Below are 22,632 nucleotides of genomic sequence, written 5' to 3'. Positions count from 1 at the left end.
AGGGCTCGTGGCAAAGGGGTTTATTTGCGCCATCATTATATCTAAGGTTGCAATTGAGAGGGGCACTACAAGTGGCAATCAAGATCGAAATGCTTCGTTGTTTCGCCTCGGTCGCGGAACATGGCAGCCTGACCGGCGCTGCCAAGGCGCTGGGGCGCACGCCTTCGGCCATCTCCATGATGCTCAGCCAGTTTGAGGACCATGTCGGCGCACCGCTTTTTGAGAGCGCACGCAAATCGCGGCTGACGCCCCTCGGGGCCATGATACGCACGGAATCCTTGCGCGAGCTGGCCCATTTTGATCGCACGACCCGCGCCATCGAAGGGTTTGCGCGCGCCGAAGGTGGCACTGTGCGGATTGCTTGCACACCCTCTGTTGCGCAGACAATCATGCCACATATTCTTCAGGCCTACCGCGCCGCCCGCCCCGGCGTCCGCATAGAGATGAGCGATACCGACAGCGCCACCGTGCAACGCGACCTGACCGAGGAGCGTGCTGATATCGGCATCGCCACCCTGCCTCACCTGCCGGGGTTCGAGCGGCACTTGCTCTTCTGCGATCCCTACGGCGCGGTCTGTCCAATTGATCATCCGCTGTCGCGCAATTGGGCCAAGCTCACATGGGCCGATCTGGCCGGGGTGCCCTTCATCTCCAACGGTCTTTGCGCCGATATTCCCGATCCAGAGTTTCAGCCCATTCTGGCGGCCTCAAGCCTTTTTGTGCGCAATACTGCCTCGATTCTGTCCATGGTGCGCGCAGGGGCCGGTATTACCCTTCTGCCGCAACTGGCGGTGCTGCCTGATTTTCTGGACCTTGAGTTCTTGCCGCTCAGCGATACGGAAACGCGCCGTGAGGTCTGGATGCTCAGCCAACCGCCCTCTGCCCTATCGCCCGCGGCACAAGCCTTGGTCGAGGCGATCCGCGCGGCAGAGATTAACGTCTCCAGCTAGGACACCCCCCTACTTCAACATTTCTGAATTTAACTTCATCAAAATGAGATTGCCCTGAAGCGCTGACCATAGCACAACCAGACCTCAATCACCCCGGTCAGGAGCACCGCCATGTCGAGCCCCCATCAGAATTACATCGCAGGTGAGTGGGTCTCAGGCCCCGCCGAGATCGAGAACCGCAACCCCTCCGATCTCAGCGATCTGATCGGCCATTACGCCCAAGCCGGCAACGACCAACTCGACACAGCCCTCGCAGCCGCGCGTCAGGCGCAGGCCGAATGGGCCGCCTACGGGTTGGAGCGTAAGCAAGCCGTGCTCATGGCCATCGGTACCGAAATGATGGCCCGCGCCGAAGAGCTGGGCACACTTTTGAGCCGCGAAGAGGGCAAACCCCTGGCCGAGGGCCGCGGCGAGGTCTACCGCGCCGGGCAGTTCTTCACTTATTATGCCGCCGAAACCCTGCGCCAACTGGGCGAGACCGCCGATAGCGTCCGCGCCGACGTGGAAATCGACGTGCGGCGCGAGCCTGTGGGCGTCGTCGCCGTGATCAGCCCGTGGAATTTCCCCACCGCAACCGCCAGCTGGAAAATCGCGCCCGCACTGGCCTATGGCAATGCCGTGCTGTGGAAACCCGCCAACCTCACACCCGCGTCCGCCGTGGCACTCACAGAGATCATCGCGCGTCAGGATATCCCCAAGGGCCTCTTCAACCTCGTGATGGGCGCAGGCCGCGATGTGGGCCAACGCCTTGTGGAAAGCGCGGAGGTGGACGCGATCTCCTTCACCGGCTCGGTTCCCGTAGGACGCGGCATTGCGTCAGCGGCGGTGCAGAACTTCACCCGCATCCAGATGGAAATGGGGTCCAAAAACGCGCTTGTCGTGATGGAGGACGCCGATCTGGACCTCGCCGTCACCGTGGCTTTGGGCGGCGCGTTTGGTGGCACGGGGCAGAAATGCACAGCCTCCTCACGCCTCATCGTGCACGATAAAATCCACGACGCCTTTGCCGAGCGTATGATCCAAGGCGCCGAGGCCATGATCGTCGGCCACGCCCTCGCAGAGGGCACTCAGATCGGCCCCGTTGTGAGCGAAGCCCAACTCAGCGAAAACCTGTCCTACGTGGAGCGCGGCCAGTCTGAGGGCGCTGAACTGGCCTGTGGCGGCGCGCGTGTGGAGCGTGAGACAAAGGGCTATTACATGACGCCGGGGATATTCCTAAACACGACCAACGACATGACCATCAACCGCGAAGAAATGTTCGCCCCCCTCGCCGCCATCATCAAGGTGGGCAGCTATGATGAGGCCCTCCACACCGTCAATGACACCAATTTCGGCCTGACCTCCGGGATTGTCACCAAAAACCTCGCCCGCGCCACTCATTTCCGCCGCAATGCGCGCACCGGCGTCGTCACAGTGAACCTGCCCACCGCCGGGACCGACTATCACGTCCCCTTCGGCGGGCGCGGCGACAGCTCCTACGGCCCCCGTGAGCAGGGCCAGACCGCGCGCGATTTCTACACCATCGTCAAAACCGCCTACATCTCCGCAGGCACCCCCGAATGAGCTTTCGTATCGACGGGTTGCAATACGCCAACTGGTCCGAAAAAATCTTCCGCGAGCTGCGCGTAGGCGGGCTCGATGCGGTCCACGTCACCATCGCCTATCACGAGACGTTCCGCGAAACCGTGCTCAACATGGAGCAATGGAACCGCTGGTTTGAGCAATATCCGGACCTGATCATGAAGGGTCGGTGGGCGGGCGATGTGCGCGCAGCGCACGAGAGCGGCCGCACGGCCATCTTCTTTGGTTTCCAGAACCCCAGCCCCATCGAGGATGATATCGGCCTTGTCGAAATCCTGCACGATCTCGGCGCGCGCTTCATGCAGCTGAGCTACAACAATCAGTCCCTGCTCGCCACCGGCTGCTACGAGGCCGAGGACCCCGGCATCACCCGCATGGGCCGCGCCGTCATCAAGGAGATGAACCGCGTGGGCCTCGTTGTTGATATGTCTCACTCCGCCGACCGCTCCACGATTGAGGCCGCGGACCTCTCGCAGCGCCCTATCACGATCACCCACGCCAATCTGCACGCATGGCAGCCCGCCCTGCGCAACAAGCGCGACGATGTGGTCCGCGCGGTCACACAAAACGGCGGCATGATGGGCTTCTCGCTCTATCCTCACCACCTCAAGGGCAAGACCGACTGCACCCTGCGAGACTTCTGCGAAATGGTCGCGATGGCCGCCGAGCGTTTTGGCGCAGAGCATTTCGGCATTGGCTCAGACCTCTGTCAGGACCAACCCGACAGCATCGTCGAATGGATGCGCACGGGCCGCTGGACCAAAGAGATCGACTTTGGCGAAGGCTCCGCCACAGCCCCCGGCTTTCCAGCACAGCCCGCATGGTTCCGCGACAATCGCGATTTCCCGAACCTTGAGACCGGCCTGCGTGAGATCGGCTTTAACGCCGAAGAGGTGGCCGGGCTCATGGGCGGCAATTGGATGCGATTTTTCGATAATAATTTTGCACCAAGCCCCCCTCTTTGACGGTATAATGCCCCATGGAACACCGCGATATCACGCCTGACCAAGTCGCTCTGCGCCCCGCCGCACAGGTTATGCGCCTTGCTCGCATGGGCAGCTTTCATCAATCGCGGCTGTCGTTCATGCGCATCCTCTTGCGTCGTCTCAGCGCCGAGCGGTGGCGCTTCACCACGCCTCTGTTTGACATCAATGCGCGTGGCGAAGGCACGGCGGTCTACACGGCCCACGGGCCTGATCGGAGCTATTCGCTCGTCGCTTTTGCGCATGATCTGCCTGCGGATCAACGCTCTGACCGGGTGATTGCCACCGCTTGGGACGCCACATTCGCCCTCTTTGACGGCATCCCGACAGAGGCCGATATCACCCGCCTGCGTGCCAACGTACCGCTGCAAGAGGCGGGCCGCATCACTGCGGCAGAGCTGTCGCTCAGCCGTGCCAACCGCTCCGTGCGCCTGTGGGAGCATGTTGTGAGCGCCTTGGCCGGCGGCGCACAGCCGGATGCTGCCATGATCACCGATGTGGGTTATCTGATGCGCACCACAGCCGTCTACGGCTCGGGCAAGTTCGGCGCGGCGGACCGCGCAGCCACCTGCGCGCGCCCGGAATTTCAGGCCCCGTTCCAGATAGAAATGCTCAATGTCTTTCTGATCCGCGCCTTCGTTATGGACCTTGTGGAACATATGGCGCGCCTGCGCGCGCCCGAAACCGCCGTGCCGCTGGAGCCCGCCCTGCGCCGCCGGTTCGGCATCGGAAATTCGACCGGGCTCGGCATGGCGCCCTACCTGCTCAACCACCCAGCACTTCTGAACAATTGGATCGCCGCGCGCGAGACCGCGCTGGCCCGTGTCCGCGCGCTGCCCTCTGCCACACCCGAAGATACGGCGGCATTCGCCACTCTCATCAAACGCGCGCAAATCCACGCCGAAGACTGGCGCTCGGAGCACCCGGCGCAAATCGCCAAGCTCGCTGATCTACGTGCGGATCTTGGCGCGCTTGAGACGCGCCTCACGGCGCTGCCGCTCACCGGGGCGGCACCGTGGAACGCTCTTTGGCTCTGGGCTGAAGGCGCGCTCAGCCTTGAGGGGCAAGAGGCGCTCGCCGCGCTGATGCTGGAGCCGCATGGCGCGCTGGTGGATGATCTGAGCGCCGGGATGGCCTGTGAGGAGGCGGATCACTGGCGCATCGACGGCGCAATGACCTGCGACACGCTACGCGCGGTGGTGGACGATATCTACGACTGGGCGCTCAAGACCGACTGGAGCGACCCCGCAACGCAGGCCCGCGTCTGGTATGTCTCGGAGGCAAAGCTGGAGCCACGCCTCGGGCCGCGCTGGGACGAGCCATTGGCCCCATATGAGCAACCACTCTGTCCCGGTCGCGACGCCGCCCTGATGCGCGCCGATCTGGAGGGCGCAGATGGCACTGTGGCCGCGTTCCTCATGGCCCACCCTGAGCATCGCCACATTGTGCGCCGCGCACAGATCGCCGCGAAATTGCCCTATGCCGAGATCCGCGACAACACGATCGGCGAGGATATGCTGCCTATTGATATGCTGCGCGCCAAGCTCAGCTTCTTTGGAGCCTGCCATTTTGACCCGCGCTCGGATCGCTGGGTGCGGATCACCATGTTCCAACACGCCCCCTTCCCGTCCGAGATCGCCGCAGGTGGTGCTGCGGATGACTGGACCTATCCCCCGCTCGGCCACGCATGAGTTGGTCCCTCTCGGAGATCGAGAGCCTGAGCCGCAAGGCCGCACGCGGCGCAGGCATGAGCTGGGGCATGGCCGAGGAGGCCGGTAAATCTGCGACATGGCTTGCCGCAGCAGACCTGCCGGGCCCAGAGGCGCTCGCGGACCTGCTGGAGCGTTTGCACGACCAAGATCTTGCCGAATTCGCACCCGTGATCTGCGCGGACGCGTGGCGCGCACCGGGTGGCGCGCTCTGCCCCATCAGAGCGGGCGCAGCCCTGAGCGATCTGGGATGTAGCGGCGAGACCCGGATCGAAGGCGTGATACAGCCCTTGTTGCTTTTGCCCTTCGTGGTGCAGGCGGCGGAAGCGCCGCTGGTGATCCACTGGCCCGGCGCAACATTTGCCTGCGGTGACGCGCTCCGGGGGGCGGCCACCGCGCTCTGCGGACAGGCGGATGTGCTGATCGAGGTCGCAACAGCGCCGGAACAGCCGATGATGGAGTGCGCCCTGCGCTATTCGCCCCACGCCGAGGCGGTTGCCGTGCTGGAGCGGTTTGCCCAACTCACCTACGCGCCCGAGACAGAGGCAAGCAGAGTGAGCGGAGCAGGCGCGGGTCTGTCAGATAACGACTGACCGCGCAGTTGGCTTTGGATGCTTTTGGGGTATTTAAGACCAAGAAAAAGCAGTCACTTATACTCCGCAAGCCGCGCCACATAGCGGGCCAGTGTGTCGATCTCAAGGTTCACCCGATCCCCCAGCGCAGTGCGGCCCCATGTGGTGACCTCCTTGGTGTGGGGGATAAAGTTTATGCCGAACTCGGCCCCGTTCACCTCATTCACCGTAAGCGAGGTGCCGTTGAGCGCGACGGAGCCTTTGGGTGCTATGAACCGGGCCAGCGCGTCCGGCGCGCGCAAGGTGACGCGGGTGCTGTCGCCCTCATCAGCCATGCCCACCACTTCGGCCACACCGTCCACATGGCCCGAGACAATGTGCCCGCCAAGCTCGTCCCCGACTTTCAACGCGCGCTCAAGGTTCACAGTGCGGCCCTCGGCCCATGTATCAAGGTTGCTCTTGGAGACCGTCTCGGCGCTGATTTGCACTTCGAACCACCCCTCGCCAAGCCCCACCGCCGTCAGGCACACCCCATCACAGGCAATCGACGCGCCCAGATCAATCGTGGACGTATCATAGGTACAGGCGATACGGGCCAGAAGATCGCCCTGTTGCGTCAGCTTCAAGAGCTTGCCCTGATCCGTGATGATGCCTGTGAACATTAAGGTGCACCCCTTTGAGTTTGCCCCGTTGAGGTAGCCGCCAGAGACCAGCAAGACAAGGGTGCGCGCCTTTTGTGTCTTATTTTCGCCAAAATCTTTGGTTACATATCCGCAAGTATTTGAGAGTATCCTTGAGTAGATGAAAAGCCCTGAACCATCAAAGCGGGTGTTCGTGTTCCTGCAAGGCCCGCACGGGCCGTTCTTCCACCGGCTTGGCAGGATGTTGTCGCGCGCAGGGGTGGATGTGTGGCGCGTGGGCTTCAACATGGGCGACAGGATGTTCTGGCCCGGACGGCATAATTTCATCGCCTACCGGGATGCGCCTGACGCATGGCCCGCCGCGCTGGAGAAAATCCTCACCGACAAATCCGCCACCGACATCGTGCTATATGGCGATACCCGCCCGATCCATACCGCTGCGGTTGAGGCCGCCCGCGCGCGCGGCTTGCGTGTGCATGTGTTTGAGGAGGGCTATATGCGGCCCTATTGGGTCACCTATGAGCGGGGCGGGGCCAATGGGCACTCACGCCTGATGGATCTGGAAGTGCAGACAATGCGCCGCGATCTTGAAAACTCGGATATGGATACGGCCCTGCCCCCTGCCAGCTGGGGCGATATGCGCCAGCATATCTTCTATGGCGCGCTCTACCATGGGTTTGTTCTGCTGATGAACCGCGGCTATCGCGGATTCAAGCCGCACCGCTCGATCACCGTGCGCAAGGAATTTGCGCTTTACCTTCAGCGCCTTGTTCTGATGCCCGCACAGGCCGTGGATCGGCGCATCGCCACATGGCGCATCCGGCACGGGGGCTTTCCGTATCACTTGGCGCTTTTGCAACTGGAGCATGACAGCTCGTTTCAAATGCACTCCCCCTTCGCCAGCATGACCGAATTTCTGGAAACCGTGATTGACGGGTTCGCCAAGGGCGCGCCGCAGCATCACCACCTCGTGGTGAAGGCGCACCCGCTAGAAGATGGCCGCGTGCCTGTGCGACGTGAGCTTAAACGGCTGGCGCGGGCATATGGCGTCGCCAAGCGCGTGCATTACGTGCGCGGCGGCAAGCTCGCGCAGCTTCTCGACGAGGCGCGCAGCGCGGTGACCGTCAATTCCACCGCAGCGCAGCAGGTGTTGTGGCGTGGTATCCCCCTCAAGACATTCGGCGAGGCGGTCTATGCCAAGCCCGAGTTTGTCTCGACCAAACCGCTGAAGGATTTCTTCGCCGGTGCCGAGCGCCCTGACCGCAAAGCCTACCGCGATTATCGCCGCTATCTTCTGGAAACCAGCCAAATCGCAGGCGGCTTTTACTCCGCTCGTGGCCGTCGCCAGCTCCTGCGACAGGCCGTCGACATGATGCTCAGCCCCGATGATCCTTATGATGCGCTGCGCACGGGTACCGCGGCTCCGAGGCAACAGTTGCGGTTGGTCACGTAGCAAACACCACCTGTAGCGCTTTATTTTCCCTTCAAATTCAGCTACGTTATAAAAAATACGATCATAAAAAAGACGACCCGAGGCAGAACATATAGGTCGAGGAGACCGTGCAGTGAAAACCCAAACAAGCCGGTGGGCGCGGTCCGTCGCCCTGTTGACGATTGTCACCTTGGTGGCGTCTTGCGGGGTTCTCCCCCGTCTGGGCCCGACCAAAAAAGAGATTTATTCGGGTTCGGTGCAGCGCTCGGGCGATGCGTTTGTCGTATCGGTCAATGACCGCGTGACCCGCGCCACCGCCGTGCAGCCCGCGCTTGGCTTCACCGAGGCGTTCAAAAACGCAGGCCAGCTTGGATCCGACACGATCCGGCCGGGCGACACCCTGGGCCTCACGATCTGGGAGAACGTCGATGACGGGCTTTTGGCCGGGGAAGGCACGAACCAGACCATTCTCGAAGAGGTTCAGGTCGATGGCAGCGGGTTCATCTTCGTGCCTTATGCGGGCCGCATCCGCGCTGCGGGCAACACGCCCGAGGGCATCCGCCGCATCATCACCTCAAAGCTTGATGAGCAAACACCCGACCCGCAAGTGCAAGTCCGTCGCCTTGCGGGCGACGGCTCCACCGTGTCGCTGGTGGGGTCCGTGGGCGCGCAAGGCGTCTACCCGATCGAGCGTCCGACCCGGACTCTATCGACCATGCTGTCCAACGCGGGCGGTATCGTGATCCCGGCTGAGGTGGCACAAATCACCGTCCTGCGCGGCGATCAGCGGAGCAAGGTTTGGTTCCAAGACCTCTATAAACATCCCGAGTTCGATATCGCCCTGCGCGGCGGTGACCGGATTTTGGTCGAGGAGGACAGCCGCTCCTTCACCGCCCTCGGGGCGACGGGCGCGCAAAGCCGCGTGACGTTTGACAGCCAGACGCTGAGCGCGATTGAGGCAATTGCCACCGTGGGCGGTTTGCAAACCGCAGCCGCCGATCCCACAGGCGTCTTCATTCTGCGCAACGAGCCTGCGGAGATTGCCAATCAGGTCCTTGGCCGCAACGATCTGATCGGGGATCAGCGCATGGTTTATGTGCTCGACCTTACCCGTCCCAACGGCATGTTCATGGCGCGTGATTTCTCGGTGCGCGATCAGGACACGCTCTATGTGACCGAGGCGCCGTTCGCCCAATGGTCCAAGGTTATCTCGGCCATCACCGGCTCACTGGGCGTGGTCGGCACGGTCGATGGCGCAACGACGGCCCTCGGCGGCTAATGCCGGACATTTTTGAAAAACCCGCCGGAGCCGAAGGGCCCCGGCGGGCTTTTTATTTCAACGCAGGATTTTTGCGTCAACAGCGCATCCGCCGGATCATGGAACTGGCCGGATACAGGCTGCAACTGGGCCGCCCCGGCGCGGATGATCTGATCGCAGTCTGGGGCCACAGCCCCTATGCCGCGCGCGGTGAGGCCGTGGCCCAGCGCACCGGTGCCACCCTCCTGCGGGTTGAGGATGCGATGCTCCGCTCCGTCCATCCGGGCCGCGACGGGGCCCCTCCCTTGGGCCTCATCATGGGCGCGGTCATGCCTTTTGATGCCAGCCAACTGTCCGAGCTTGAGACTGTCCTCAAAACCCACCCGCTTGACGACACAGCCCTCTTGAACCGCGCGCGCGGTGCTATCGCCCGCCTCAGCGAGGGGCATCTGAGCAAATACAACACCTATGATCCAGCGACCCCAGCGCCCGCGCCGGGCTACGTTCTCGTCATCGACCAGACCTATGGCGACGCGTCCGTACGCCTTGGCGGGGCCGACGCCAACACGTTCCGCGAAATGCTCTACTGCGCCCAAGAGGATCACCCCGGCGCGCCCATCGTGATCAAAACCCACCCAGAAACCACGGCTGGCCACCGGGCGGGCTATTTCGGGCCCAAGGATGTCAATGATCGCATCACGCTCTGCGATGCTCCTATCAGCCCATGGCACCTTCTCGCAGGCGCACGCGCCGTTTACACCGTGTCCTCCCAACTCGGGTTCGAGGCCATTTTTGCGGGCCATAAACCCCAAATCTTCGGCCAGCCCTTCTACGCCGGATGGTCCCTCACTGAAGACCGCCACCCCTCGCCCTCCCGCGCCGGGGCCGCCCCCTGACTCGCGCACAGCTTTTTGCCGCAGCCATGATCCTCTACCCCACATGGTATGACCCCTACCAAGACCGCCTATGCGAGATTGAAGACGCCATCAACACCCTTGAGGCCGAGGTCCGCGCCTGGCGCGAGGACCACAATGGGTGGACAGCCCACGGCATGCGCCTGTGGAAACGCCGCCCGCTCAACCAATTCTTCGGCACCTGCAAGCAGCTCCGCTTCGCCCCTTCCAAGGATACATCCCGCCCCGAAATGGTCTGGGCCACCCGCGCAGATGCGCATCCAGAGGCCACCCGCGTTGAGGATGGTTTTCTGCGCTCGCGCGGCCTCGGGGCAGAGCTCGTCCCGCCCCTCTCGCTCGTCACGGACCGCACAGGGATATATTATGATCCCACCAAACCCAGTGATCTCGAGGCATGGATCACCCGCCGCGCTACCCTGCGCCCCGACCAAGCCAACAGGGCCGAGGCACTCATCGCCGCCCTCATCCGCGCAGGCGTCACCAAATACAATCTCGGCGGCACGATCCCGGGCCTCCCCGACGGGCACCGCATCCTCGTCCCGGGACAGGTCGAGGATGACGCGTCCATCCGCACGGGCGCAGGCGAGATCAACACCAACCTCGCCCTCCTCTGCGCCGCCCGTGCCGCCAACCCGGACGCCATCCTGCTCTACAAACCCCACCCCGACGTGGAGGCGGGCCTGCGCCCCGGCGCCATCCCAGAGACGGAGGCGATGACCCTCGCCGATGCCGTGCTGACCCAAACAGACACCGCAGCACTCTTCCCACATATCCATGAGGTCTGGACGATGACGTCTCTGCTGGGCTTCGAGGCGCTCCTGCGCGGCCTGCCCGTCACCACCACGGGCGCGCCGTTCTACGCCGGATGGGGCCTCACGACTGATCTCGGGCGCACGCCCGCCCGCCGCTCTGCCAGACCCAGCCTCGCGGGTCTCGCCCACGCCGCGCTGATAGATTACCCCCGCTACTTCGACCCTGTAACCAAACGCCCCTGCCCGCCAGAAGTCGCTATCGCACGCCTCGCAAGCGGCACCGCCCCGCGTGCAGGCCCCGCCAACCGCGCCCTGTCAAAATTCCAAGGCCTCTTCGCGTCCTGCGCCCATCTCTGGCGCTGACGCATAGCCCTTCTTCTTAGCAAAATACTCAAAATAGCGCGAAGGTCAGCCCCGCGCGCGCCGCCAGATATGAAGCGCATCACGCCCCACCGGACGCACCTCCTGAAGCTCGAACCGTGGCGCCTCATCCAGTTGCGCAATCCCCAGCGCGCCAATTCCGGGCAAGCCTTCGGCCCCGATGCTCAGACCCGCCGTGAACCCCACAAGGCGGTCCACCAGATCAGCCGACAAAAGCGATGCGGCAAGGGCGCCGCCCCCTTCGCAAAACACCCGCGTCAGCCCAGCCACGCCAAGCGCCTGCAAAACCGATCCCATATCCAGTTGTCCCCCGGCCACGGCGCAAGGCAAGAGCCGCGCCCCAAGCCCTTCCCACGCCTCAATCAACGCGGGATCAGCGTCCGCGCCATGCGCGGCCCATACCGGCACCTCCCGCGCCGTCCGCGCAAGCTGCGACATGAGCGGCAGGTCCAACCGCCGCGATACCGCCACCCGCACAGGCTGACGCGCCACCCCCATGTCGCGCACCGTGAGGGCGGGATCATCCGCACGCACGGTGCCCGCGCCCACCATCACCGCGTCATGGCGTGCACGCATCGCATGTACCGCCCTGCGCGCCTCGGGTCCGGTGATCCATTGCGAATGGCCTGATGCCGTGGCGATCCGGCCGTCAAAAGATGTGGCTAATTTCAACGTGATCTCGGGCCGTCCCGCCGTCACCCGGCTGAGAAATCCGCCCAGATCCGCCCGCGCCTCATCGGCACAAAGCCCCGTCTCCACCACAATCCCTGCGGCGCGCAGCATCTCGATACCGCGCCCCGAAACCCTCGGGTCCGGATCGCCCGCCGCGACGACCACACGCACTACACCCGCCGCAATCAGCGCATCTGCGCAAGGCGGGGTCTGCCCGTGATGGGCACATGGCTCCAAGGTGACATAGGCTGTGGCCCCGCGCGCGGCCTCCCCGGCCTGCGCCAGCGCCACCGGCTCTGCATGAGGCCGCCCGCCGGGTTGGGTCCAGCCGCGGCCGACAATGCGTCCCGATTGCACGATGACACAGCCCACTGCCGGGTTCGGCCACACGCCGCCCAGCCCCCTGCGGCCCAGCCCAAGGGCCAGCCGCATGAAGCGGGCGTCCGCGCTCACGTCTCTGGTTTGTCGGCAGCCGCCCCGTCCGGGCGCAGCTCGCTCACAAATTTGTCGAAATCATCTGCGGCCTGGAAGTTCTTGTAAACACTCGCAAACCGCACATATGCAACGGTGTCGATCCGCGCGAGGCTTTCCATCACGATCTCGCCCACGGTCTTCGACGGGATATCCGTCTCGCCCATGCTCTCCAATCGCCGCACAATGCCTGAGATCATCTGCTCCACGCGTTCCGGCTCGACCGGGCGTTTTTGCAAGGCGATCCGAATTGAGCGTTCCAACTTGTCGCGGTCAAAGTCCTCGCGGCGTCCGTTGGATTTCACCACGACCAAATCCCGCAGCTGCACGCGCTCATAGGTGGTGAATCGCCCGCCACATGCCGGGCAAAACCGCCGCCTGCGGATCGAGACATGCTCCTCCGCAGGGCGTGAATCTTTAACCTGTGTTTCAATACTTCCGCAAAACGGGCAGCGCATAGGCCTGTCCCCTTCTCTGTCCTAGCCTCTGAGGATTGGGTCTGACGCCCAGTTATCCACAGGCACTATAGGTGAGCCGCAAGGGTTTGGGTAGACTGAAAGTGAGAGCGCTAAATAGGCCTAATCGCGAGCGTCACAACACCATCAGGCCAAGCGTGAGCCGCTGAAAAACGTCAGCTAATGTTCAACGACAATTACTCTATTTTACAAAACCAAACAAAAACGAGCCTACAAGAAAGATGGCCAAAACCGCCAAAACAACAGCTTTACTGTCTGTTATTGGCTCAATCCACTTATACTCACTATCGGAATAAACATCCCGTGCGTTCCACCCTCGCCGCCAGCGGGCTCTAGCAAGTTTGTCTTGATAAGGATTTTCGCTCGACAGTTTTCCGGCATGTCGATCCCGAAACCCCAATTCGTACTCAGCAGAGAAGTTATGACTACGTCCGCTCAAAACGACGCTTGTTTTATCAAACCGTGTTTCCGTTTCTGTATCGTGAGTCAGCTGCCTGCTACTTGTAACTTCGGACAGCGGCTGTTTGCTCGGTCGATCGACCTCATCCATCCTATTGATCCAAGAACGACCGGAGCTTGCGCGATCGGCTGGGGTGCTTGAGTTTCCGCAAGGCTTTCGCTTCAATCTGGCGGATACGTTCGCGCGTCACGCTGAACTGCTGACCGACCTCTTCGAGCGTATGGTCGGTGTTCATCCCGATGCCAAAGCGCATCCGCAAGACACGCTCCTCGCGCGGGGTAAGTGAGCTGAGCACCCGCGTCGTGGTTTCCTTCAGGTTGTCCTGAATGGCACTGTCCAAAGGCAGAACGGCGTTCTTATCCTCGATGAAATCCCCAAGCTGGCTGTCTTCCTCATCGCCGATAGGCGTCTCAAGAGAAATCGGCTCCTTGGCGATTTTCATCACCTTGCGCACCTTCTCAAGCGGCATTTGCAGCTTCTCAGCAAGCTCTTCTGGCGTCGGCTCGCGGCCAATCTCATGGAGCATCTGCCGGCCTGTGCGAACCAGCTTGTTGATGGTCTCGATCATATGCACCGGGATACGGATCGTGCGCGCCTGATCCGCGATGCTTCGCGTGATCGCCTGCCGGATCCACCATGTCGCGTAGGTGCTGAATTTATAGCCGCGGCGATACTCAAACTTGTCCACCGCCTTCATCAGGCCGATGTTGCCCTCTTGAATGAGGTCAAGGAATTGCAGACCGCGATTGGTGTATTTCTTGGCGATGGAAATCACGAGCCGCAGGTTCGCCTCAACCATTTCCTTCTTGGCTGTGCGCGCCTCAAGCTCGCCCTTTTGCACCTGCTGCACGATGCGGCGGAATTCGGAAATATCGAGCCCCACATACTGCCCGACCTGCGCCATCTCTGCGCGCAGCTCGCTCACCTTCTCTGGCGAGCGCTCCATGAACATCTGCCAGCCGCGCCCGGATTTGGCGGCCATGTCCTCGGTCCAGTTGGGATCAAGCTCGCGCCCGCGATAGGCGTCGATAAATTCGCGCCGGTTGATGCGCGCCTGATCCGCCAGCTTCACCATGGCGCTATCAATCATCATGATCCGCTGGTTGATGCCGTAAAGCTGATCAATAAGCGCTTCGATCCGGTTGTTGTGCAGGTGCAACGAGTTGACCAGCACAACAATTTCCGAGCGCAGAGTCTGATAGGTCACTTCTGCCTTAGCGGAAAAAGACCCGTCCTCGTTCAGCGTGGCTGAGATGCGGCTGTCCTGCATTTCGCTCAGCTGCACGTAATCATCGGCGATACGGTCCAGCGTTTCCAGCACGGCGGGCTTCAGCGCGGCTTCCATCGCCGCGAGGCTCATATTGGCCTGATCGTCCTCGTCATCATCATCGTCATCGGCAATCGGGTTGCCGTCGGCATCCAGCTCGGGGCTGGTGTCGGCCTTGTTGGCCGCGCCGGGGGCCGAGGTGATATTCGCGGCTTCGGCCACGGTCTCGCTTTCCTCACCCAGCTGTCCCGAGAATGTCGTCTCAAGGTCGATCACATCGCGCAGAAGGATGTCCTCGCCCAGCAATTCGTCGCGCCAGATCGTGATCGCCTGAAAGGTCAGCGGGCTCTCGCAGAGCCCTGCAATCATCGTGTTGCGCCCGGCCTCGATCCGTTTGGCAATCGCAATCTCGCCCTCACGCGACAAAAGCTCGACCGAGCCCATCTCGCGCAGATACATCCGCACAGGATCATCCGTGCGGTCCAGCTTTTCGGCATTGCCCGAGCCCAGGACGATCTCGCCCCGCTTGCCCGTCTCGGCAAGCGCGGTGGAGCGTTGCTCTTCTTCTTCGACCTCGTCCGCCTCGATGATGTTGATGCCCATCTCAGACAGCATGGACATCACATCCTCGATCTGCTCCGAGCTTACCTGATCCGGCGGCAGCGCCTCGTTCAACTGATCATAGGTAATGAAGCCTTTCTCGCGCGCCTCGCTGATCATTTTTTTGATCGCGGCCTGGCTCATATCCAGAGACAGTTCAGCGTCGACATTGTCCGGTTTCTGGTCGTCGTTATCTTTGGCGGCCATGAACATCTCCTGATGTGACGGGCGGCTGAGTGATTCGCCCCAAACGAATCATCTGACAGATTAGGTGATTCGCCACCCGTTTACCCTGATTATTTTACTATTTCCTCACCAAAACACCCTAACGGCGAGGTTTTGAAAAGGTGATCCTGTCCAGCAACGCGTCGAACTCTTCCCGTTCGCCACGATTGATTCGGGCCCCATTATCGGCCAGATCATATTCCGCAGTGTCCTTATGCTGACTCCGGTCGGCGCGATTACGCGCCTCGGCAGCCTGCCCCAATCTATATGTCACGGCCTCGTCGGGCGTGCCCGAAAGGTCCTCCGCCGCGTCCACCATCTCATCCTTCACGCCCCTGCGCGCGGCGATTTTGGCCAGTTCTTCGGCCACGGTCATCTGCGCAGGCTCCACATCCCCCGGACGGCGCAGGGGGCGCATCAACGCAACGTGGGGCAAGGCCATCAGCTTTTCAAGGGTCTCCGTCCCCATCTGCGCATCAATCGCTGCGCGCAAGGCCTCCGGCCCCTCGTCTGCATGGGCGAGGATCAAATCACGCAAGGCCCCATGCACCGGATCAAAGCAATCCAGACGTTCCAGCGCGCTCTCGAATTCTGCACACACCGCTGGGGTGCAAACAAGTGCGGCGAGGATCACAGCCTCGCGCATATGGGCCTGTGCGCGCCAGTCGCCCGTAGCCAGAAGCGAGGATTTCGTACTAGCCCGCGGGACCGCGGGAGGCTGATACTTGGCCCCCGGTACCCAAGGGCGCTTGCCCCCCCCATCGCGGCGGGGCGAGAAAAGCGCCCAGCGCATCTCCTTGATTGCTTGGCCATAATGCCCCTTGATCGACGGGTCCTGAATACGGCCAATCGCCTCGCGCAGGGTCTTGTCCAGCGCCGCTTTGCGCTCAGGGCTGTCGAAATTGCGCCCTTCGGTCTCGCGTTGCCACAAAAGCTGAACCATCGGCATCGCGCCCTCCACAAGGGCGGCCACGGCCCCCGCACCTTCCGCGCGTAGGATATCATCCGGGTCCTGCCCCTCGGGCATCAACGCAAACCGCAAGGATTTGCCAGCCGCAAGCAAGGGCAGAGCCAGATCCATCGATCGCCGTGCCGCCTGCACGCCCGCGCGGTCCCCATCAAGCGCCATCACAGGCTCATCCGAGACGCGCCAGAGCATCTGAAGCTGCGCCTCCGTCACCGCCGTCCCAAGAGGAGCCACCGCTGCCTCAAACCCGGCCTGACTGAGGGCGATCACATCCATATACCCTTCCGCCACGATCAGACGCTGACCCTTACCTGCCGCCTCGCGCGCGGGTCCATAATTGTAGAGCGTGGCAGATTTATCAAACAATTCCGTTTCCGGAGAGTTGAGATATTTCGCATTGTCATTGGGGTCCATCGCGCGGCCCCCAAAGGCGATGCAGCGCCCGCGCGGATCGCGAATGGGGAACATGATGCGACCTCGGAACACGTCATAAGGGTTGCCACCCTTGCTGCTGGGTTTGGCCAGACCGCCGCCCATGATCAGGTCCGGCTCCACGCCCTTGGCGGTCAAATGGTCCCAAAGGCCCTGCCACGCATCCGGGGCGAAACCGATACCGAAACGATCCTGCGTCGCCGCATCGAGCCCCCGCCGCTCCAGATAGGCGCGCGCCTCGGCCCCGGCCCCGGTCTGAAGCTGAAGGCGGAAGTGCTGCACCGCCTGCTCCATCACCTCAATCAGCTGGGTGCGGCGGTCGGCCTTTGCCTGTGCCTGCGGATCGCGCTCGGGAATCTGCATCCCGGCCTCACCGGCCAGAATGCGGATTGCCTCCATGAACTCCACATTCTCCGTCTCGCGGACAAAGCTGATCGCATCGCCCTTCGCATGACAGCCAAAGCAATAGTAATAACCCTTGCGGTCATCGACGTGGAAACTGGCGCTTTTTTCCTGATGGAACGGACATGGTGCCCACATGTCGCCCTTGCCCTGATTGGACTTGCGCGTGTCCCACATGACTTTGCGCCCCACCACCTGAGCGATGGAGGTCCGTGTGCGCAATTCATCCAGGAAACCGGGGGGCAGACTCATCCCCCCAATATGGCGCAATGCAGGCCCTGCGCCAAGGGGCGGGCGGTGTCAGTTGATATTCGCGCCGCAGGCTTCCTCAAAGGACGCCGCCACCTCATCGGTCAGCTGCTCTTCGGGGAGGGTGTAGACCCATTCCACCAATGACGGGACAGCGGGCACATAACGCTCCTCAACCGCGTCATTTGCCAGGATATCCGCCTGCGTGGCGTCGGCTTCCGCCCCCAATTTGCGGGCTGTCACCGCCATCTGGACGATCTCGGCAGTGGGCGCGCAATGATGGCCCGCATCGCTGGCCTTTGCATGGGGTGCGGGCAGAACGGTCAGTGCAAAAACGGCAGCAATGGCAAAACGGATCATCGTTGGCTCACTTTCCTCAAATTAACTCTTCCCAGAGTGCCTCAGCCCGGCCCACCCCGCAACCACAAGAGCGGCTTCCCCAAGGTCATAGGCAAGCGTCTGCGCAAGCGAGCGGAAGACCATGATGAGATAGGATTGCGGCCCGCTACGCGCGAGGAACGCGTGCAGAAGGCCAGGCACACGACCCCAGACACTTCACCAACGCTTAGAGGCCCAAGGCGCGATAGCTCGAAGCCACCTTATCGATGGAAACAAGATACGCAGCCATGCGCAAATCCTTCACGTCCTCGCGCCCATGCCAGACCTCGCGCATGGATTGATACGCGCTGCGCATGGTGTCATCGAGGCCCGAGCGCACCAACTCAAGCTCGCCTGCGCCGCGCAGATATTGCTGCTTGAAGCCGGGTGTCAGGGTCCAGCCAAGCTCCTTGTCCGCGCTCAGTTGCTCAAGCTCATCCACGATAAGCTGGTGGCGCGATTCCTCTTGCCGCCGACCCATCCGGCCAAACCGGATATGGCTGAGGTTTTTGACCCATTCGAAATAGCTGACCGTAACGCCGCCTGCATTGGCGTACATGTCGGGGATAATGACACAGCCCTTCTCGCGCAGGATGTCATCTGCACCCGCCGTGACAGGCCCGTTCGCCGCCTCAATGATCAGAGGTGCCTTGATATTCGCCGCGTTGGAGATGTTGATCACCCCCTCAAGGGCCGCAGGGATCAAGATATCACATTCCTTCTCCAGAACCTTGGCGCCCTCGGGCACATGCTCAGCCCCGGGATATCCCTTCACGCCGCCATGTTTGGCGATCCAATTATGCACCGCCTCCACATCAAGACCCTTGTCGCTCAAAAGCGCCCCATCCCGCTCGATAATGCCAGTGACGATGCAGCCATCCTCCTCGCTCAGGAATTTGGCCGCGTGATAGCCCACATTGCCGAGGCCCTGCACGATCACCCGTTTACCATCCAGCTTGCCCGAGAGGCCTGCGATCTTGATGTCCTCGGGGTGGCGGAAGAACTCCTGAAGCGCATATTGCACGCCCCGCCCCGTCGCCTCGGTCCGGCCTTGGATACCGCCCGCATTGACCGGCTTGCCCGTAACGCAGGCCCGTGAATTGATATCAGTCGTGTTCATGCGTTTGTATTGATCCGCGATCCACGCCATCTCCCGCTCGCCCGTGCCCATGTCGGGGGCCGGTACGTTTTGGGAGGGGTTGATCAGGTCGCGCTTGATCAGTTCATAGGCAAAGCGCCGCGTGATCCGCTCAAGCTCATCCGCGTCCCATTCGCGCGGATCGATGCGCAAACCGCCCTTGGAGCCGCCAAACGGTGCCTCCACCAACGCACATTTATAGGTCATCAGCGCCGCAAGCGCCTCCACCTCATCCTGGTTCACGCCCATCGCATAGCGAATACCGCCCTTCACAGGTTCCATATGCTCGGAGTGAACCGAGCGGTATCCCGTGAACGTATGTATCTTGCCGCGCAGGCGCACGCCAAAGCGCACCGTGTAGGTCGCATTGCACACGCGAATCTTCTCCTCCAGCCCCGGAGGCAGATCCATCAGCGCCACCGCGCGGTTGAACATCAGGTCAACACTTTCACGGAAACTTGGTTCTTTGGCGATGGTCATGTTTTTCTCCCTCGGCCGACGCCCGGCATCTCCGGGCAGGCGCAGTTTATTGTGCAATTTGCCAACCCATGCTTAATGGCTGCGGTTTTTTTGTCCAGCCGTGCCTTTTTTACATGCAATTCGACAAAAAAATTCCGCATCTTTTTCGCCTCTCGCGCAACCGAAAATGGGGCCAGTTTGTGGCATTGTCCGCCATTCAGAAACAGTCCTCATCAATAGCCCAAAGTGTCAATGAAAGCAGCGCTTTTGACGCCATTTTCTTCAGGTTTCGCCCTAGTTCCGCCATACTGATTAGCGATCAAAAACGGGACGTAAACTAAGTCGCAGCAGACCGATTCCCGGTCAATGAGGTAAAGACGTGAAACATCAAAGTTCCAAGATCACGCCTGCGGTCTGTATGGACCAGAGGGCAACCCCCCGAAGCCCAAAGGCTTGGCTTCGAACTTTCCAAGAGGATGAAGACGGTGCCATTACCGCCTTCACCCTTGTGATGATCGTAATGATGCTGGCCGCGGGTGGTCTGGGCATTGATCTTATGCGCCAGGAAATGCAACGCGCCAAAATCCAGAACACGCTCGACAGCGCGGTTTTGGCCGGTGCGGGCGCGCCCTTCGGGTCCAGCCCCAAAGCCATCGTGGAAGATTATTTCGCCAAGGCGGATATGTCCGAGTATCTCAACGAGATCGACGATGACAATGTGGGCGACGACGATGTTGTGGCCACGCTGAACTCTACCAGCGTAACGGCCAGCGCCGACATGACCATGGACACTTACCTGATGAAGCTGAGCGGCGTCAAAACCCTCAGCGTGGGGGGGGCATCAACCGCGATGATGCGCGTGCCAAAGCTTGAAGTAGCTCTCGTGCTGGACGTGTCCGGCTCAATGGGCAACAACAACAAGCTCACAAACCTTCAAAAGGCCGCGAAAAGCTTCGTGACGACGATCATCAACAGCACCGATCCCGGTGATGCTGTGATCTCGCTCGTGCCGTTCAGCTGGAATGTAGCGCCTGGTGAAGGCATCTATACCGCGCTCAACGTGAATGAGGTTCAGCAATATTCGACCTGCCTGCGCTTTGATGAGAGCGACTTCGACAACGCCTTCATTGATCCAGACGTGTATATGGACCAGCAGATCTACACCTCGGTCTATGGCGGGTTCGACAACCTGAACCAAAGCTGGCGCTCGTGCTTTACCGAGGAAAATGCAGAGATCCTGCCTTACTCGACAAGCATTACAGAACTGCACACAGCCATCGACGCCCTGACCGCTGACGGCAATACGTCCGGCCACCTTGGGATGAAATGGGGCGCAGCCCTTCTGGACCCAAAATTCGACACCGTGGTCGACAGCCTTCAGACAGACGAGCTTATAAGCGCCACGCTGGAATCGCTTCCGGCAGCCTATACCGAGGCGGAAGTGCTGAAAATCGTCGTAATGATGGGCGACGGCCAGAACACGGTCTCGTATTTCTTTGACGAGAGCAGCGATTATCGTGGGCCGAACTCACAAATGTTCCGCGTGACCTCGCAGAATATGCAGTTCAAATACGCCTACCATATCTATCGCCACTGGACGACAACCTCGCAGAGTGTGTGCCGCTGGAGCAGCTGGGAATGCGTCTATGAGGCTTCGGGCGCCGCAGATTCGGCTTACTATATCCTCGATGATGACGGTATCGGTTACTATGCCCTCGACAGCCAGGAATGGATCACCAACGACGAATTCGATGATCTGCAAGACATGGCAGGCTACATCGGAACCGAGCGTCTGGACTGGGAGGAAATGTGGGGCCGCATGTCGCCCGACTTTTACGGCAGCGTGACAGGCGATTGGGGTCCGTGGAACGACTATACCGGAACCGAGCACGAAGATGGTAGCGACAAAAACAACATGATGTCGGACGTCTGCACCGCCACGAAAGAAAATGGCGTGGTCGTCTACACCATCGGCTTTGAGATCGCCAAAGGCGAAACCGCCGAGACCAATCTGCGCAACTGTGCCTCCTCCGTGGCCCATTACTACCGTGCGGAAGGCATTAACATCACGGATGCGTTCAGCTCGATCGCATCGAACGTGGTCAACCTGAGGCTGACACAATGATCAAGATACGCAAAAACCTCTTCCGCCGGTTCGCCCGCGATGAAGACGGCGCCGTTACTGCCGAATTCGCCGTGGTCTTCCCAATCTTCATGGCTCTCATGATCCTGTCGCTTGAGCTGAGCTTTGTGACCATGCGTCACACGATGCTGGAGCGTGGTCTCGACATGGCCGTGCGCGACATCCGTCTGGGCACTGGCACAGCGCCCGCCCATGACGCGATCAAGCAACGGATCTGTGCCGAATCTTTCGTATTCAACAATTGCGAAGAGAACCTGCGCCTTGAGATGATCCCGACCGACATCCGCAACCTCGGCAACTTGAGCGATACAGCCCAATGCACCGACCGCGCGGAGACAGGCGATCCAGTGATCACTTTCACCCCCGGCCAACAAAACCAGCTCATGCTGCTGCGCGCTTGCGTGAAGTATGACCCGCTCTTCCCGGGATATGCGCTGGCCAATGCGCTGGAATCCGATGAAAACGGCCAAATCTCGATCGTATCGATGACGGCCTTTGTGCAGGAGCCTCAGTAATGTTTAAAGTGAGCCCCAAAACCTGGCTGAAACGGTTCCGCAACGACGAAGCGGGATCGGTGATGGTCGAAGCGGTCATCTGTATGCCGCTCGTCTTCTGGACCCTTGCCGCAACCTACGAATTTTTCGAAGTTCACCGCTATGCAAGTGCCCGCGACAAAGCGAGCTACACCGTCGCCGACATGATTTCGCGCGAGATGCAGCCCGTGACGCCCGTCTATTTGGACAACGCCAAGACCGTGTTCGACATGGTGTCCAATGATAATGGCGACAATCAGCTACGCGTCACAATCGTGAAGTATGACGTGGAAGAGGATGAATACACCGTCAAGTGGAGCGAAGTCCGTGGCACCGGTGGGATGCAGCCGATGAGCGACGCAGACGTGGAAGCACAGCGCAACCGCTTGCCGATCATGAATGACGGTGAAGAGGTTATCGTCATCGACGCGGCCTCACTCTATGCGCCGATGTTCCGCCTGGGCGTGATTGATCCCACACTGGTTGAGACGCGTGTTTTGACGAGCCCACGCTTCGCCCCTCAAATTGTCTGGGATGACGCCTGAGAAGGTTGACGGCATTGGAAAAATGACAGCGTCCCGGAGCTT

The 22,632-nt window shown here is 61.1% G+C and carries 18 protein-coding genes and 1 pseudogene; 11 read left to right on the top strand and 8 right to left on the bottom strand.

Features of this window, described 5'->3' with window-relative positions; all coding sequences use genetic code 11:
• The first annotated feature begins 71 nt into the window (after positions 1–71).
• From KUD11_RS08580 to KUD11_RS08560, 5 genes are all read left to right on the top strand, one after another.
• The gene (locus KUD11_RS08580; RefSeq protein WP_109385071.1) at positions 72–950 is read left to right on the top strand and encodes a LysR family transcriptional regulator; all 879 of its coding nucleotides are present in this window, start codon (positions 72–74) and stop codon (positions 948–950) included.
• A gap of 111 nt (positions 951–1,061) precedes the next feature.
• Positions 1,062–2,513 carry an aldehyde dehydrogenase family protein gene (locus KUD11_RS08575; protein ID WP_109385072.1) on the top strand — a complete coding sequence of 484 codons (1,452 nt, stop codon included), beginning with the start codon at positions 1,062–1,064 and terminating at the stop codon, positions 2,511–2,513.
• Positions 2,510–3,496: a membrane dipeptidase gene (locus KUD11_RS08570; RefSeq protein ID WP_109385073.1), complete on the top strand. Its 987-nt coding sequence runs from the start codon at positions 2,510–2,512 to the stop codon at positions 3,494–3,496. Before KUD11_RS08575 ends, KUD11_RS08570 begins: the two co-directional genes overlap by 4 nt.
• Positions 3,497–3,510: 14 nt before the next feature.
• Complete coding sequence (locus tag KUD11_RS08565) at positions 3,511–5,205, top strand: hypothetical protein (RefSeq protein WP_109385074.1); 1,695 nt, start codon at positions 3,511–3,513, stop codon at positions 5,203–5,205.
• Positions 5,202–5,816, top strand: coding sequence for a DUF3726 domain-containing protein (locus KUD11_RS08560; protein ID WP_109385075.1), 615 nt, complete (start codon positions 5,202–5,204; stop codon positions 5,814–5,816). Before KUD11_RS08565 ends, KUD11_RS08560 begins: the two co-directional genes overlap by 4 nt.
• Positions 5,817–5,869: 53 nt before the next feature.
• Here the strand turns inward: KUD11_RS08560 and KUD11_RS08555 are convergent, their stop codons facing one another.
• On the bottom strand, positions 5,870–6,457 hold the full coding sequence (locus KUD11_RS08555; RefSeq protein WP_109385076.1) for a riboflavin synthase: 588 nt from the start codon (positions 6,455–6,457) through the stop codon (positions 5,870–5,872).
• Between the two features lie 139 nt (positions 6,458–6,596).
• On the opposite strand from KUD11_RS08555, the gene KUD11_RS08550 reads away from it, so the two are divergent.
• The 3 genes and pseudogenes from KUD11_RS08550 to KUD11_RS08540 all read left to right on the top strand — a co-directional run bounded on the left by KUD11_RS08550 (position 6,597) and on the right by KUD11_RS08540 (position 11,155).
• Positions 6,597–7,889, top strand: a complete 1,293-nt coding sequence (locus KUD11_RS08550; protein ID WP_109385077.1) for a capsule biosynthesis protein — start codon at positions 6,597–6,599, stop codon at positions 7,887–7,889.
• 112 nt (positions 7,890–8,001) lie between these two features.
• Entirely contained in the window at positions 8,002–9,147 is a 1,146-nt protein-coding gene (locus tag KUD11_RS08545; protein ID WP_109385078.1) for a polysaccharide biosynthesis/export family protein, read from the top strand.
• Positions 9,147–11,155 (top strand): annotated as a pseudogene (locus KUD11_RS08540) (capsular polysaccharide biosynthesis protein). The gene KUD11_RS08545 and the pseudogene KUD11_RS08540 overlap by 1 nt, the downstream one beginning before the upstream one ends.
• Positions 11,156–11,200: 45 nt before the next feature.
• Here the strand turns inward: KUD11_RS08540 and ribD are convergent.
• From ribD to KUD11_RS08505, 7 genes are all read right to left on the bottom strand, one after another.
• Complete coding sequence (ribD, locus tag KUD11_RS08535; RefSeq protein WP_109385079.1) at positions 11,201–12,298, bottom strand: bifunctional diaminohydroxyphosphoribosylaminopyrimidine deaminase/5-amino-6-(5-phosphoribosylamino)uracil reductase RibD; 1,098 nt, start codon at positions 12,296–12,298, stop codon at positions 11,201–11,203.
• Entirely contained in the window at positions 12,295–12,774 is a 480-nt protein-coding gene (gene nrdR / locus KUD11_RS08530; protein WP_109385080.1) for a transcriptional regulator NrdR, read from the bottom strand. The genes ribD and nrdR overlap by 4 nt, the downstream gene beginning before the upstream one ends.
• A gap of 199 nt (positions 12,775–12,973) precedes the next feature.
• The gene (locus tag KUD11_RS08525; protein WP_146190841.1) at positions 12,974–13,342 is read right to left on the bottom strand and encodes a hypothetical protein; all 369 of its coding nucleotides are present in this window, start codon (positions 13,340–13,342) and stop codon (positions 12,974–12,976) included.
• 1 nt (position 13,343) lies between these two features.
• Positions 13,344–15,326 carry an RNA polymerase sigma factor RpoD gene (gene rpoD / locus KUD11_RS08520; RefSeq protein ID WP_109388037.1) on the bottom strand — a complete coding sequence of 661 codons (1,983 nt, stop codon included), beginning with the start codon at positions 15,324–15,326 and terminating at the stop codon, positions 13,344–13,346.
• 118 nt (positions 15,327–15,444) lie between these two features.
• Positions 15,445–17,397 (bottom strand): DNA primase, encoded by a 1,953-nt coding sequence (gene dnaG / locus KUD11_RS08515; RefSeq protein WP_109385081.1) that lies wholly within the window; start codon positions 17,395–17,397, stop codon positions 15,445–15,447.
• Between the two features lie 48 nt (positions 17,398–17,445).
• Positions 17,446–17,754: a DNA primase gene (locus KUD11_RS08510; protein WP_109385082.1), complete on the bottom strand. Its 309-nt coding sequence runs from the start codon at positions 17,752–17,754 to the stop codon at positions 17,446–17,448.
• A gap of 205 nt (positions 17,755–17,959) precedes the next feature.
• On the bottom strand, positions 17,960–19,390 hold the full coding sequence (locus KUD11_RS08505) for a Glu/Leu/Phe/Val family dehydrogenase (protein WP_109385083.1): 1,431 nt from the start codon (positions 19,388–19,390) through the stop codon (positions 17,960–17,962).
• A 358-nt stretch (positions 19,391–19,748) separates the two neighbouring features.
• On the opposite strand from KUD11_RS08505, the gene KUD11_RS08500 reads away from it, so the two are divergent.
• From KUD11_RS08500 to KUD11_RS08490, 3 genes are read left to right on the top strand one after another with little or no spacing between them, the layout of a single operon-like run.
• Positions 19,749–21,494 carry a pilus assembly protein TadG-related protein gene (locus KUD11_RS08500; protein WP_224380173.1) on the top strand — a complete coding sequence of 582 codons (1,746 nt, stop codon included), beginning with the start codon at positions 19,749–19,751 and terminating at the stop codon, positions 21,492–21,494.
• Positions 21,491–22,027 (top strand): TadE/TadG family type IV pilus assembly protein, encoded by a 537-nt coding sequence (locus KUD11_RS08495; RefSeq protein WP_109385086.1) that lies wholly within the window; start codon positions 21,491–21,493, stop codon positions 22,025–22,027. Before KUD11_RS08500 ends, KUD11_RS08495 begins: the two co-directional genes overlap by 4 nt.
• The gene (locus KUD11_RS08490) at positions 22,027–22,590 is read left to right on the top strand and encodes a TadE/TadG family type IV pilus assembly protein (protein WP_109385087.1); all 564 of its coding nucleotides are present in this window, start codon (positions 22,027–22,029) and stop codon (positions 22,588–22,590) included. The genes KUD11_RS08495 and KUD11_RS08490 overlap by 1 nt, the downstream gene beginning before the upstream one ends.
• Positions 22,591–22,632 lie beyond the last annotated feature (42 nt).

The sequence above is a fragment of the Roseovarius carneus genome (genome assembly GCF_020141465.1).
GTDB classification, from domain to species: domain Bacteria; phylum Pseudomonadota; class Alphaproteobacteria; order Rhodobacterales; family Rhodobacteraceae; genus Roseovarius; species Roseovarius carneus.
Note: the sequence above shows the minus strand (reverse complement) of the source record. Positions and strands in the feature narration are given on the sequence as shown.